This is a genomic window from Candidatus Izemoplasma sp., assembly GCA_036172455.1.
In the GTDB taxonomy this organism is placed as follows: Bacteria; Bacillota_I; Bacilli_A; order Izemoplasmatales; family Izemoplasmataceae; genus JAIPGF01.
The window spans coordinates 1-13825 of record JAXKVY010000006.1 but is presented as its reverse complement, the minus strand read 5'-3'; the positions used below and the strand labels follow the sequence as shown (position 1 = coordinate 13825).

Below are 13825 nucleotides of genomic sequence, written 5' to 3'. Positions count from 1 at the left end.
ACTTTGATAGGTTTTTTGTGATGCTAATGGTGTAAAATATATTTTTGTAATGCATTTTCAAAAGAAGTTTCTCGTTCTAAGTTAACCTTAGAAAAAAAGCCTTTTGACTTATGAGAACCCGAACGGATTTCACCGTTTTTGAGGTTTAAAATTACTTCGTAATCAAACCAAACGGAATGATGGTCTTGGTATTCAATGATAAGATCTAAAGTATTTTTTGAATTATAATCTAAATGTAGTTTACTTAGTTTTCCATCTAAATAATCGTTTGTTATTTTTGATATATCGTTGTATTTTTCCATGTTTTCACCTTCTTATCTTCTGTGTAGACTATTTCATTCGCATTGAAGAATGCTATTTTTACAAGCAGAGGACCAGTTAATGCAAAGAACAATACTGATGCTAAAATCACATTTTTTATAATTAAAGCATGTTCCATATTAACCGGAGCTATTGCATTATATGCTGCAATTGACAATCCAATTGCTACACCTGATTGGGGCAATAAACTAACACCTAAGTATTTTTTTACTTTATCGCTTGAATTGGTCCAAGTAGATCCTAAATATGCTCCAAAGAACTTTCCAATTATTCTACCAATTATGTATAGAAGTCCAATTAATCCTGCAGATAATATTACATCAAATCGTAATTGAGCACCTGCTATTGTAAAAAATGCAATCATAATTGGTGGGACAAAAAATCGAATTGTTTCTTCTTCTAAATGGTAGCATTCTTTATTAATCATATTCGTTACAACAGTTCCCGCAAGCATTGGTGTTAGAATAGGTGAAGCCCCGAATAGCAAAGCAGCCCCAACTGTTAGTAACACAGTTATGACAATGACATTCAAACTTTTTTCTTTTCGATCATTACTATAAGATATATTTCTAGCTGATAGACCTGACAGGTAACCAACACCTAATCCAATTACAATGCTAATTCCGATTTCAATTAATGGTTCGGTAATGATATGGATAAAACTATGGTTTGTATTTACCCCCATTAGTGTAATGCTAATTGATAATAAGATTCCAAATAAAATAACACCAACAGCATCATCTAATCCTACAACAGGTAAAATAGTGTCTGTTAATTCTCCCTTTGTGCGATATTTTTTAATAATCATCATAATTGGTGCCGGTGCAGTAGCAGCTGCAATTGCACCTAAAATTAATGAAACCGGAAGTTCAACAAAAGGTAATGTAATCAGTATGACTAGCGTTGTAGTTGTAATAGCTTGAACGATTGTAATAATGACTATTTTCATACCTGACTTCTTTAATTTACCGAACCATAATTCAGTTCCAACCTGGAAAGCAATAAAACCAAGTGCGATGTCTGAGATTATTGATAAATTGCCTAGTTGTTCATAATCAATATAATGTGTAATTGGACCCAATAATAAACCTGCTACCAAGTATCCGGTTATCGCAGGTATTTTTAAATATTCAAATATTCTGCCCATTAATAGTCCGAGTAATATAATGATGCCTAAATCTACAATTAAACTAGATATAACGGCACCAGATGTTGCATTTAATAAAACCATTTAATTCACTCCCAAGAAATAAAAATGTCTAAATCTTTATTATCCACTTATGCATTATACACCTATAAAATTACTTTTCAAGGTGTTTTTAATGACTGAATAGTCAATCAATGGTCAAAAACCACCAAATAGCAATACAGATTCAGAATTGAAAAAAATAATTTTCTTTAGGCCTTATTAAAAATATTAAGTAGTAATACGATATTATTATTATATGTTTGAGTTTAAAAAAATAATGAAATAATGCATAATATTGGTCAATGTAAGTACTTACATAAAAATATTTTATTTAAACTGGTTGACAAAATCATTTTATAGGCGTATTATTTTGAATGGAAAGAAGATGAAATGATGGTTATTAAAAATAAAAGAAGACATATTATTGAAACGGCGATGATGCTTTTTGTAAATAATGGTTTTCATTCTACGCCAACCTCTTTAATTGCAAAAAAGGCACATGTGAGTGTAGGAACACTATTTAATCACTTTAAAACAAAAGCGAATCTTATTGAACAAATTTATATCGACATCAAAGTTCACCTACGAGACACCTTCTTGGAACTTCTAGATGAACATGATAATCAACACGATCAATTGCAGTCTATGTACCGTGCAATAGTATTGTGGGGGTATCAAAATCCTAAGGAATTCTATTATTTGGAATTATTCGATCATTCTCCGTTTAAAAATATTTATAAAACTAATGCATCACTTATTATGAACAAACAATTTAAAAGTGAAATATTCAATGCAATATCCCCTAATTCAATTTGTCATGAATTTCCTGATTATTCTTTAATATTTATTGATCGGTCTATCCATGCTGCAACACGCTTTTTACTAGAAGAAGAAATTGATGATATCAATCATTTTATTAATGATTCATTTGATTTGTTTTGGAATGGATTCAAACGTAAATAAAAACTTATTAATTAGGTTATTTCACAAGGCTATAAATAGAGGCATCTTGTATCTCTATATATACTAATATATCCATATATCACTAATTTAAAAAAGACTTTTTAATCAAACTACACTAACTAATAAGACATAGTAAACTATGAAAATGTGGGTGTAGTTTTTTAATAGGATCATAACTAATTACAGATGTGGTATATTTAGTAGTAAGCAAGATAACAATAATGAGCGACTAATACTAGCATGGATACTGAAAATAGAGCGAAAGTAAATTATGTTAGTATTGCTATAGTAATTGAATAGAAGATTCGAAAAAAGTAACAAAAATTGTAAATTATTATCGTTATAAATTTGTGCCACATCACTATGTAGTCATTCTAATAATTTGGTGAGTATCAACTAAGTGTTATTAAATATCACACAATTTTCCTGTTAAAAACTTTAGACCGAGATGAGCTACTAGTTTATTTTTTGCAATAGTTTATACCTGTTGATCTTTTCCACCCAAATTACTTGCTGGAGCAGTTACAAGAATGTCAGGAATAAATACTTCTCAGATGTTCACAATTCACTGAATTTTTAATAACTTGAATTAATGCATTATTTAATATTATAAGTGCATTGATATAATTACTTGTCTAAATTATAATTTATTACAATCTAATTATTAGTAAATATTCAAGTTGTGCAACATATAGCAATATAATGACCACTAAATTATAAAAAACATAGCAAAATACGAGCAATTAATGTTTACTTTGCTTAGATATTTTGTTAAAATATAGTTCAGGAGGAGAGTTATGAAGGAGTCAAGGTTAAAAAAAATGGTTGATTATATAATTCGTCATGAAACAGCTACAATCAAGGAGTTAAGTAAGGTCTTTGACGTTTCTGTTTATACTGTTAGACGAGATATAAATGAGCTGACTAAAAGGGGAATAGTTACTAAAAACTACGGTGGTGTAGCTATTAAAGAAAGTAACAATAAAACATTATTGTATTCCAATCGAAACACATTAAATAAAAAAGATAAGCAACAAATTTCTAAGCAGGCAGCATCAATGATTGATGATGGCGACTTCATTTTCATCGATGGTGGAACAACAACTGCATACATCCCTACATATATAAAGAATATTAATATAACTGTTGTGACAAACAACGTTTTTGTTATGAATCAACTATTAGATAAAGATAATGTTACTGTTATTATGTTGGGTGGAGAAATACGCAAAGAGACAAATTCAACATGCGGTATTGTTACAATTGAACAATTAAAATCTATTAATTTTGATCAAGCCTTTATTTCTGTGACGGGCATTACAAACACTTTTCAATTAACTAATTACACTGCTATAGACGCTGAACTGAAAAAAATAGCGATGGAAAATAGTAAGAGAAATTACGTGCTCGTCGATCATTCTAAAATTGGTAATGCATCGCTTGTAACATTTGGTCATTTGAAAGAAATAGACGGAATTATTACCGCGGGCTCATTATCAAAAGCTTATAAAGATTATTGTCAAGCACAAGATGTTCGATGTTTTGAAGTTTTTGAATAAACTTAATACTATCAACTTCTTGTGGTTTTATATAAAAAATTATGATGCCTTTTTGCAATCATTTGTGTAAGCAACTCATAATCCTTCAAGGGCTAAAGTAAGGCCTTTCATTTTTGTAAGAAAAAGATAGCGTTTTCATAATGTGTTATATAAATGTCAATCTTGTTGCAACGATTTGGTCTTCAATCTTGACAAAGTAGTAGATATAATGGTAAATGTGAGGTGTTTGACATGCTGGATTATAAAGATAACTATATTCTTAAGTTGCTAATCTCATCACACCAAAGACTTAATGTAAATGACTTATCTCGACTTATTGGAATATCACAACGCAGTGTGTATTATTCACTTTCGCGAATCAATGATTATTTAACATCGATGAAGCTACCTGAAATTGTTAATGAACGCCAAACAGGGCTCAAAGTTGATGATTCAATTAAAAATCAATTGAATGGTGAGTTTGAAAAGCAAATACAGAATTACTATCTTTGTACTCAAAAAGAACGTAATGCTATCGAGAGTTTAGTTATGTTATTTTCAAACGATGTGATTAAAGTTAGTCACTTTGAAGAGCTGTTTGATGTGTCGAGAAATACCATTATCGGAGATATAAAAGAAGTCAAAGGACTACTATCAACTTATAATCTCGGATTAGAATTTGATCAGAATAAAGGATATGTAATTGATGGTACTCCATTACGAAAGCGTAGTGTTGCATTAATGCTTATCTCTAGTTATGAATATCTACTAAAGATAAATACATATGATTTATTTGACATTCATCAATCTAACTTAATAAAACCATACTTTGAAGAATCAGAATCTATTTTAAATATTAAATATGTCGATAATGCAATTGAATATCTATCTATTATGTTAGCCATGATTTATAAAAATGGTATTGATCACATAGTATTTGACGAAGAAGATACAGAATTGATTACTCGTTCCAGTGAGTACGATACTATATGCAAGGTTTTTACTGAAAATTGGATGACCAATGAGCATAAATATATCGCTCTTCAACTTCTTGGAATGCGTATTCAGGATAATCCGAAAATAGCAAATTATGATGATGCGAGTATTACACAGATTGTTCATTTCATGATTCGTGAATTTTCAAGACTTACATTGATTTATTTCGATGATGAACAAGGATTATTTGATCATTTATATCTTCATATGAAACAAGCAATGTTTCGGTTCAAATACGGGATTATTTTCCAAAATGAGCTAAAAGATGAGATATTTGAAAATTACCCTCAAATTACCACCATTTCACGACAAATTTGTAATACCTTAGAACAACGTTTAGGATATCCGATTGGGGATGATGATGTAGCCTACATAGCAATGCACTTTGGTGGTTATATGAAACGTGAGAAGCGTGATTTCCCTATGATTAAGGTATTGCTTGTGTGTCTTAATGGTATTGCAACAAGTAAATTATTGAAAAAAGAGTTGGAATATTTGCTTGGTCAAATTGATATTATCGATGTTGTCCGGAAGGCTGACATAGATGATTACAAGAATCAAGTTGACTATATTATTTCAACCATACCTTTAGATGATGAATCAATTGCAGATAAGACAGTTCAAGTACATTCTGTTCTTACAGAAAGAGATAAAGACAAAATTGTAAATAAATTGGGCGTATATTATCCGAATCAAGCTGAAGTATCCTTATCAAATAAAATTATTGATGATATTAATGATTATATTCCCAAAGATAAGCGGGAAGTTGTAAGGCGTAAAATACTAAAACGATTGTCTGAAAGACGTCCGACACCAAGACAATACGGAAGGATGAGAAAACCAATGTTAAAAGAAACTATTACCAAGTCAAGAATCATTTTTTTAAATCAAGTCACAAACTGGGAAGACTCAATATATAAAAGTGGAGAACCGTTACTAAAAGAAAAATATATCGAACCCAAATATTTAGATAAAGTCGTTGAGAATGTAAAAAAATTAGGGCCTTACATCGTTATTGCGGACAAAATAGCAATTAGTCATGCACGGCCTGAAGATGGTGTTAATGATTTAGGTATGTCAATGTTGCTACTCGAAAAACCAGTAATATTCCATGGTAAAAATGATCGAGAAGTTAATGTTGTTGTAACTTTAGCAGCACCAGATAATGAAAAACATTTATTGGCATTACAACAATTATCAAGATTGTTTATGGAATCATTAGATGAATTGCTAGCTGCAAAAACGAAAGAGGATGTCTTACAGTTAGTCGAAAAACATTCGAAGGAGGAAGATTAATTTGAAAATTAATAAGATTGCATGCATTTGTGGAAGTGGGTTAGGTAGTAGTTTCTTAGTTGAAATGAATGTAAAGGATGTATTAAAGGATTTAGATTTAACTGAAATTGATGTTGAGCATATGGATTTAGGAAGTGCTTGGCCAGGTGTTGCAGACTTAATTGTATGCGGGTCTGACTTAGAAGATAACTGTAAAAAATTTGGTGAAACATTGTCATTAAACAACATTATGGATAAGGAAGAATTACGTAAAAAACTTGAAGCATTACTTGAAGACAAAGGATTAGTAGAATAAAAAAATATAAAGGAGAGATTATTTCATGAGTTCTATTATCAAATTTATTGCTGATTTGCTTAGTGCACCACAGATCTTAATCGGAATCATTGTATTAATTGGTCTTATTGCACAAAGAAAAGCAGCGCACGAAGTTATTCGTGGAACATTGAAAGCTGTACTTGGATTTATCATCCTTCAACAAGGGGCTGGCATCTTAGTCGGATCATTAGACTATTTCGGTCAGTTATTCCAAGAAGCATTCGGTGTACAAGGTGTTGTACCAAATAATGAAGCAATTGTATCACTTGCATTAAATGATTATGCAACTGCTACAGCTGCTATCATGGTAATTGGTATGATTGCCAACATCGTTATCGCACGCTTCAGTAGACTGAAGTACATCTTCTTAACTGGTCATCATACGTTATATATGGCTGCCTTAATTGGTGTTGTATTAACAGTTGCTGGTTTAGAAGGATTCGTACTTTACCTATTTGGTGGATTGGCGCTAGGGTTAACAATGGTTATCTTCCCAGCTATCGCAGATCCTACTATGAAGAAAATTGTTGGTAATGATGAAATCGGATTTGGACACTTCTCAAGCATTACTTACTGGTTAAGTGGAGAAGTAGGGAAAATTGTTGGTAAAGATTCTAAATCAACAGAAGAAATGAAGTTCCCTAAATGGCTAGGATTCTTACGTGACAGTAGTGTTGCTATTGGTTTAACAATGCTTGTTATGTTCTTAATCGTAACATTAATGTCAGGACCTGCATTCGTTGCAGATGAATTAGGTATTGGTGAAAACTACATCGTATTTGCATTTATTCAAGCGTTAATCTTTGCTGCTGGTGTATACATCGTATTAGCCGGTGTGCGTATGGTTATCGCAGAGATCGTTCCTGCCTTCAAAGGATGGGCGGACAAAATCGTACCTGAATCAAAACCTGCACTTGACTGTCCAATCGTATTCCCTTATGCGCCAAACGCCGTATTAATTGGTTTCTTGGTTTCATTCTTAGGTGGAATCGTTGGTATGTTAATTTTAATCGCGCTTAACGGAACAGTTATCTTACCTGGTGTTATCCCTCACTTCTTTGTTGGGGCTACTGCTGGTGTATTTGGTAACGCAACTGGTGGACGTAGAGGTGCTGTCGTTGGGTCATTTGTTAATGGTGTTGTTATTACATTCTTACCATTATTATTAATGCCTGTATTGGGAGATTTAGGATTTGCTAACACCACATTTAGTGATGCTGACTTTATCGGTACTGGTATTGTCTTAGGTAATGTTGCATTATGGGGTAAATGGGCAGTATTAGTCTTTATTGCTGTTGCATTTGCAGCTCCAATTGTATATCATTACGTTGTCCCTGAAAAAGCAGAAGCACCGGAGTAATTTAAACATAAAAAGGGGAATTCACGTTCCCCTTTTAATCTGCATAAAACAAGTTAACATAATATGAGGTGAGTTATAACATGACAGAGTTTGCAAAGCGTGTTCGAATTGAAATCATTCGAATGCTAGTTAAAAGAGGGTTTGGACATCTAGGAGGAAGCATGTCTATTGTTGAGGCGTTAAGTGTTCTGTATAATGGTGAAATGAATATTGATTCAAAGAATCCTTCGTGGGAAGAGCGTGACTATTTTGTTTTATCAAAAGGGCATGCAGGTCCTGCACTCTATAGTACATTAGCATTAAAGGGATATTTTAATAAGCAGTTATTATTAACATTAAATGAACCCCATACAAAATTACCAAGCCACGCCGATCGAAATCAAACACCTGGTGTTGATATGACGACAGGATCATTAGGACAAGGTATTAGTGCGGCGGCGGGTATCGCAAAAGCACTTAAAATTCAAGGTAAAGACAACCGTGTATATTGTATGGTTGGTGACGGTGAACTGAATGAGGGTCAAGTTTATGAAGCTATCATGTTTGCAAACCATCATCAATTAGATAATTTTGTATTACTAGTGGATGAGAACAAATTGCAACTTGATGGATATACTCGTGATATTTGTGATCAAGGAGATATCACACGTAAAATTGCGGCATTCGGTTGGCATACATTATGTGTTAATGGACATGATGAAGCAGCTATAAAATCTGCTTTCAATGAGGCTAGAGAAACGAAAAATGTACCAACTTGTATCGTATTAGATACCGTTAAAGCTAAAGGTGTAGATTTCTTAGAAGGCGATACCTCAAACCACCATGTACGTATGGATGACAAACAGAAACGTTTATTATTAGACTTAGCTAACAAATGGGAAGGTGAGCTCGCATGAGTATCAAATTAAAAAAAGAGTTTAAACCAGCCAAAAAAGAAATGCGCCTTGCGTATAATGATACAATGGTTAAATTAGCAAAAGAGGATGACCGTGTAGTACTTTTAGAAGCAGATTTAATGGGGTCTATTAAAACAAGTGGTTTTCAAAAAAAATTTCCGGAGCGTACGATTAATATAGGAATCATGGAACAGAATATGATGGGCGTAGCTGCAGGATTAAATATCCGTGGTATGAAACCATATATTCATTCCTTTGCACAATTTGCCACACGTCGTGCCTTCGATCAATTATTTCTCAGTTTAGGATACAGTGATCTTAACGCCACAATCATTGGTAGTGATGCAGGGGTTAGTGCAAGTCATAACGGGGGAACTCACATGCCGTTTGAAGATTTAGGGCTAGTGAGACTTGTACCGAACATGACAGTTTTGGAAATGTCCGATCCTGTAATGTTTGAAGATGTTTTAACACAGTTAAACGATAAAAACATGTTAAGCTATATCCGTATTGTCCGTAAAGAAACACTAGGTGTGTATGAAGAAGGTTCAACGTTTGAAATTGGTAAGGGTATTGTCCTTAAAGAAGGTATCGACGCAACAATTGTTGCAAGTGGTATGATGGTCGCAAGTGCCCTTAAAGCAAGTAAAACACTTGAGCAAGAAGGGATAAATGTATCGGTTATTGATATGTTCACAATCAAACCTATTGATAAAGACTTGTTAGAACAATATGCTGATAAAACAGGATTTATTTTAACTTGTGACAATCATAACATTATAGGTGGATTAGGAAGTGCCGTATTAGAAGCTCTAGAAACACATCCTGTTAAAGTAAAACGATTAGGTGTTAAAGATCGTTTTGGACAAGTAGGTCCACAAGACTTCTTAGAAGAAGAGTACGAGTTAACACCACAAGATATTGTTAAGGCGGTAAAGGAGAATCTATAATGGAATATTTATTAGATACGGCAGATAAAAAAGCAATTGAACAGGTATTATCATATTATCCAATTGATGGGATAACGACTAATCCAACAATCATTAGTAAAGAATCTGGGGCGTATCTAGATATTCTAAAAAACCTTGATACGTTACTTGATGGTAGACAATTTCATATACAACTAACCTCTGAGACGTTTGAAGATATGATAAAAGAAGCTAACCTGTTAAAGAAAGTAATACAATCAGACTTATATCTAAAGATTCCAGTTTCAGATCATGGAATCAAAGCTATATATAAGTTATCTAAAGCAGGATATAAGATTACCGCAACGGCAGTTACAAGTCTTAACCAAGGGATTATGGCAGCTAAGGCAGGAGCTGAGTATCTAGCTTTCTACGTTAATCGAACCTCATTGACAGGTATCGATGGTAACACGGTGATTAACGATATTAATGCTATCTTTGAACGAGATGGTTATCAGACGAAGATTATTGGTGCTTCATATAAAAGCACTTATCAAATAAATGAATCAATATTAAAAGGATGTGACAGTGTGACTGTCTCACCAGAGTTATTTGATAATCTTGTCAATACTGAAACAACGTCTAATAGTATTGAGCAATTCACCCAACATTTTACTGAACGTTTTGGTCAAGTTGGACCATCAATCTATAAGGAGTGACCGATATGGTAACAAAAACATACAAAGTAACAGATGAAGCTGGTCTCCATGCAAGACCTGCGTCAATCTTGTGCAAAAAAGCAATGACGTTTGATGGTGATGTAAACATCGTCTATAAGGATAAAAAATCAACATTAAAATCCATTATGATTTTAATGAGCTTAGGTATTCCACATAATGCGGAGTTTAACATCGAAGTCATTGGTGATGGTGAAGAAATCTTGTTAGAAGAATTAACAAGTGTATTGAAGGAACATGACATTATTGATTAAGCGTTAGCTTAACAAATATAACTGTCTTTATTGGCATAATTCCTACCATTTATTGTATGTAAAGACAGTACCTAAGATGATGAAGCACCTCCATACTTCATCATCTTTTTCGTCTTTAGGAGTGATAATAATGATTGAAATGATTCCGTATGTTGAAGACAAACTCTGGGGAAAAGAACTGTGGTTTGTATCTGATTTTAAAAAGAAAGTATCTAAAGTGGTATATCAGGGAAGAATCTATTCGTTTAAGAGATTCTATAGGGAGCATAATGCATTGTTTGGGAATATGTCTGAGCCAACTTACCCGATTATCATAAAACAAATCATCGCGGATGATAAACTGAGTATACAAGTTCATCCACCTAAAGACATTGCGGATAAATATGGTCATGATAGCAAAGTTGAAAGTTGGATAATATTAAAGAATACAGTCAACGATACAATTGTTTATGGACATCACGCTGAGAACAAGCATAGCTTGAATGACTTCATGAATAATCAGGCATACGACCGACTTATTCAGCGTATTTCTATTAAGCCTTATGATATCTTAACGATATATCCAGGAACATTGCATGCGATATGTGAAAAGACTTCTGTACTTGAAATACAACAAGCATCAGATACAACATATCGAGTGTATGATTATAACAGATTATATCAAGGACACAAACGTAAGATTCATACTAAACAAGCATATGAATCAATCAAAGTCCCCAACAAAACGGTTTATAGAGATCAAAAAACTCCGTACTACCAGTTTAATCATATAAAAGTCTCAGCAATGATCAAGTCGACAAGTGATCAAACAGGCACATTTATTTATGTCGCAGAAGGGTCTGGAAAGCTGAACAGTGACACGGTAAAAGAACACCATTGTTACTTTGTTCCATCAAAAACAGTCTATAAGTTATCTGGACCTATGGATTGTATCATTATCCATTTGTAATACTATAAGAAAAGAGATATAGCCCTTCGAAAAAGGCTATATCTCTTATTTTTGATATACAAGTGTGTTCGGTTAAGTATGTCATCTTTAAGACGGATGTCCATGACAAGTAAATAAGAAATTAGATGGGTATAAAACAAATAGGATATGGTTTTTAACACAGAATGAACAGCATAGCTATGTCACATATGTATCATAAACGCGATATTACCAAATAAGTAATTCATCACGACTAGATACAATGTGAGATCTATGATTGTTAAGCATTCATTTATCCACCCATGCCACCAAAGATACCAAGACCCATAATGCCTGTGGCGAATAATGCAATAACTATAAGAATTGGAAGAATAAGAGCTAGCAAGTAATTCTTTAGCGACTTATTGGTACCAGATGAAAGTAATAGCAAGATAAAGACAACGATATTAACAAGTGGTATAGCCATAAATAAGAAAAATATCCACCAATCAACAACTGTCATATGACGCTTTGAAAACATATAAATCACTCCTTCTTTGTAAATCATTATATCACGAAGACATATGAAACCAAAAAAAAGATTCAAACATAGTTGACAAAACAGTATATATGTAATATATTACATAATATATAGGTAATATATTACATATATATAGGAGATGAGTTTATGAATAATAAACAAGACTTAGACAAAGATGCTATTGCATATTTTTTTCAACTATCAAATAAGATGCAAAAAGTATTTGACCAATTATTAAAATATGATGATCTTACGATTAAACAGCTATTTTTAATGATTGTTATAGATTCTTTTGATGAGGTACCAAACTACTCGCAGGTATCTAAGCGTTTTGGAACAAGTCATCAAAATGTAAAACAAATTGCTTTAAAATTGAAGAAGAATGGCTTTTTGAAAATTAAAAAAGACCCTAATGACTCACGTTTTAGACTACTCCAACTTAGTCAAAAAGCTAAGCGTTATTGGCAAAATAGAGATAAGGATGATGCACTTTTATTACAATCTATCTTTTTTGGAATTTCTAAAGATAGAATGGTAGAGTTCATTAGACTATTACAAGACATTAATAACAATATTAATGCACTAGAAAAAGGAGAGAAGTCATGAGCATAGTATATAAAATATTGCTTATATTAGTTGTCACATCATTAACAACTATAGTTATATTATCGTTATTAAATACAACAAAAAGACGTTATCATGATTTGCTGAATGAGGGATTAGAGCATCAGACACAAGGTAGTCAAAAACTCATCACAGATGAGGATCTGGAACATCTTCCTACGTTAGTCAAAAACTACCTAAATTATGTCGGAGTTGTAGGAACACCACATGTAACAAATTTTCAACTTGAGTTAACAGGAGAAATGAAGATGAAACAAGATGGAGAATTTTCACCCTACAAAGCTGAACAAACGAGTTTTATCAACCAAGGCATTAGATTATTCTATATGGATCTTTGGTTAAACCGGATGAAAGTCTCGGGGTTACATCATTATCATAATGATGATGCATCGATGAAAATTAAGTTTTTTGATGTCTTTAAAGTTGTCGATGAATCAGGAGAGATAATGCAAAAGGCTGAAACAGTAACATTTTTTAATGATATGGTTGTGTTTGCCCCACAAACTTTGATTCGTGACAACATACAATGGGAAACAATTGATAATAGTACTGTGCAAGCGATTTTTACACACAATCAAATTACTATTTCAGCAGAATTACAATTTGATGACGAGGGTAAATTAGTGAATTTTATTAGTCAAGATCGGCTTGTGTTGGATGACGAGGGATTGCAAGAAAATGTGCCTTGGTCTACCCCAATATCTACGTATCATACTGTAGGTGATTTGACTTTACCTAAGGCGGGGAAAGGTATTTGGCATTATGAATCAGGTGACTTTACATATATTACATTACAAGTTGAAAGCATAACTTATAATATTGATTAATCGAAAAAGAGACTTAGAATTTCTAAGTCTCTCAGACTGTTGACAAAGTACTTGATGAAAATCAGGTACTTTTTTAATGGGGAGTTTTAAGTTATCCACGTGGATAAGTAAAACTAGGGATAAGCACTGATAAATGGTATAATAGAGGTAAG

The 13825-nt window shown here is 32.7% G+C and carries 15 protein-coding genes; 12 read left to right on the top strand and 3 right to left on the bottom strand.

Annotation, left to right across the window (positions count from 1 at the left end; translation table 11 throughout):
* Positions 1-23: 23 nt before the first annotated feature.
* Positions 24-302 carry a hypothetical protein gene (locus UMR38_07585; GenBank protein MEC9485722.1) on the bottom strand — a complete coding sequence of 93 codons (279 nt, stop codon included), beginning with the start codon at positions 300-302 and terminating at the stop codon, positions 24-26.
* Positions 272-1552, bottom strand: coding sequence for a cation:proton antiporter (locus tag UMR38_07580; GenBank protein MEC9485721.1), 1281 nt, complete (start codon positions 1550-1552; stop codon positions 272-274). Before UMR38_07580 ends, UMR38_07585 begins: the two co-directional genes overlap by 31 nt.
* Before the next feature lie 348 nt (positions 1553-1900).
* Here UMR38_07580 and UMR38_07575 point away from each other — a divergent pair, with 348 nt between their 5' ends.
* The 10 genes from UMR38_07575 to UMR38_07530 all read left to right on the top strand — a co-directional run bounded on the left by UMR38_07575 (position 1901) and on the right by UMR38_07530 (position 11723).
* Positions 1901-2473, top strand: coding sequence for a TetR/AcrR family transcriptional regulator (locus UMR38_07575; protein ID MEC9485720.1), 573 nt, complete (start codon positions 1901-1903; stop codon positions 2471-2473).
* A gap of 797 nt (positions 2474-3270) precedes the next feature.
* Positions 3271-4032, top strand: coding sequence for a DeoR/GlpR family DNA-binding transcription regulator (locus UMR38_07570; protein ID MEC9485719.1), 762 nt, complete (start codon positions 3271-3273; stop codon positions 4030-4032).
* Between the two features lie 231 nt (positions 4033-4263).
* Positions 4264-6303, top strand: a complete 2040-nt coding sequence (locus UMR38_07565; GenBank protein ID MEC9485718.1) for a BglG family transcription antiterminator — start codon at positions 4264-4266, stop codon at positions 6301-6303.
* A gap of 1 nt (position 6304) precedes the next feature.
* A complete protein-coding gene (locus UMR38_07560; GenBank protein MEC9485717.1) occupies positions 6305-6598 on the top strand; it encodes a PTS sugar transporter subunit IIB in 294 nt (97 codons plus the stop codon).
* Between the two features lie 25 nt (positions 6599-6623).
* Positions 6624-7979 (top strand): PTS ascorbate transporter subunit IIC, encoded by a 1356-nt coding sequence (locus UMR38_07555; GenBank protein ID MEC9485716.1) that lies wholly within the window; start codon positions 6624-6626, stop codon positions 7977-7979.
* Positions 7980-8059: 80 nt separating this feature from the next.
* Positions 8060-8875, top strand: coding sequence for a transketolase (locus tag UMR38_07550; GenBank protein ID MEC9485715.1), 816 nt, complete (start codon positions 8060-8062; stop codon positions 8873-8875).
* Positions 8872-9825, top strand: coding sequence for a transketolase family protein (locus tag UMR38_07545; protein MEC9485714.1), 954 nt, complete (start codon positions 8872-8874; stop codon positions 9823-9825). The genes UMR38_07550 and UMR38_07545 overlap by 4 nt, the downstream gene beginning before the upstream one ends.
* The gene (locus UMR38_07540) at positions 9825-10502 is read left to right on the top strand and encodes a transaldolase family protein (protein MEC9485713.1); all 678 of its coding nucleotides are present in this window, start codon (positions 9825-9827) and stop codon (positions 10500-10502) included. Before UMR38_07545 ends, UMR38_07540 begins: the two co-directional genes overlap by 1 nt.
* Before the next feature lie 5 nt (positions 10503-10507).
* Complete coding sequence (locus UMR38_07535) at positions 10508-10774, top strand: HPr family phosphocarrier protein (GenBank protein ID MEC9485712.1); 267 nt, start codon at positions 10508-10510, stop codon at positions 10772-10774.
* Positions 10775-10904: 130 nt separating this feature from the next.
* Positions 10905-11723: a type I phosphomannose isomerase catalytic subunit gene (locus UMR38_07530; GenBank protein MEC9485711.1), complete on the top strand. Its 819-nt coding sequence runs from the start codon at positions 10905-10907 to the stop codon at positions 11721-11723.
* 271 nt (positions 11724-11994) lie between these two features.
* Here UMR38_07530 and UMR38_07525 read toward each other — a convergent pair whose 3' ends face one another.
* A complete protein-coding gene (locus UMR38_07525; GenBank protein ID MEC9485710.1) occupies positions 11995-12222 on the bottom strand; it encodes a hypothetical protein in 228 nt (75 codons plus the stop codon).
* A gap of 147 nt (positions 12223-12369) precedes the next feature.
* On the opposite strand from UMR38_07525, the gene UMR38_07520 reads away from it, so the two are divergent.
* Together UMR38_07520 and UMR38_07515 are read left to right on the top strand one after the other, a co-directional pair.
* A complete protein-coding gene (locus UMR38_07520; GenBank protein MEC9485709.1) occupies positions 12370-12828 on the top strand; it encodes a MarR family winged helix-turn-helix transcriptional regulator in 459 nt (152 codons plus the stop codon).
* The gene (locus tag UMR38_07515) at positions 12825-13673 is read left to right on the top strand and encodes a DUF6544 family protein (protein ID MEC9485708.1); all 849 of its coding nucleotides are present in this window, start codon (positions 12825-12827) and stop codon (positions 13671-13673) included. Before UMR38_07520 ends, UMR38_07515 begins: the two co-directional genes overlap by 4 nt.
* Positions 13674-13825: the final 152 nt, after the last annotated feature.

Excerpts from the sequence above, each read along its gene's own strand:
- UMR38_07585 (MEC9485722.1), bottom strand. The coding sequence starts at position 302 with ATGGAAAAATACAACGATATATCAAAAATAACAAACGATTATTTAGAT.
- UMR38_07580 (MEC9485721.1), bottom strand. The coding sequence starts at position 1,552 with ATGGTTTTATTAAATGCAACATCTGGTGCCGTTATATCTAGTTTAATT.
- UMR38_07575 (MEC9485720.1), top strand. The coding sequence starts at position 1,901 with ATGATGGTTATTAAAAATAAAAGAAGACATATTATTGAAACGGCGATG.
- UMR38_07570 (MEC9485719.1), top strand. The coding sequence starts at position 3,271 with ATGAAGGAGTCAAGGTTAAAAAAAATGGTTGATTATATAATTCGTCAT.
- UMR38_07565 (MEC9485718.1), top strand. The coding sequence starts at position 4,264 with ATGCTGGATTATAAAGATAACTATATTCTTAAGTTGCTAATCTCATCA.
- UMR38_07555 (MEC9485716.1), top strand. The coding sequence starts at position 6,624 with ATGAGTTCTATTATCAAATTTATTGCTGATTTGCTTAGTGCACCACAG.
- UMR38_07550 (MEC9485715.1), top strand. The coding sequence starts at position 8,060 with ATGACAGAGTTTGCAAAGCGTGTTCGAATTGAAATCATTCGAATGCTA.
- UMR38_07545 (MEC9485714.1), top strand. The coding sequence starts at position 8,872 with ATGAGTATCAAATTAAAAAAAGAGTTTAAACCAGCCAAAAAAGAAATG.
- UMR38_07540 (MEC9485713.1), top strand. The coding sequence starts at position 9,825 with ATGGAATATTTATTAGATACGGCAGATAAAAAAGCAATTGAACAGGTA.
- UMR38_07535 (MEC9485712.1), top strand. The coding sequence starts at position 10,508 with ATGGTAACAAAAACATACAAAGTAACAGATGAAGCTGGTCTCCATGCA.
- UMR38_07530 (MEC9485711.1), top strand. The coding sequence starts at position 10,905 with ATGATTGAAATGATTCCGTATGTTGAAGACAAACTCTGGGGAAAAGAA.
- UMR38_07525 (MEC9485710.1), bottom strand. The coding sequence starts at position 12,222 with ATGTTTTCAAAGCGTCATATGACAGTTGTTGATTGGTGGATATTTTTC.
- UMR38_07520 (MEC9485709.1), top strand. The coding sequence starts at position 12,370 with ATGAATAATAAACAAGACTTAGACAAAGATGCTATTGCATATTTTTTT.
- UMR38_07515 (MEC9485708.1), top strand. The coding sequence starts at position 12,825 with ATGAGCATAGTATATAAAATATTGCTTATATTAGTTGTCACATCATTA.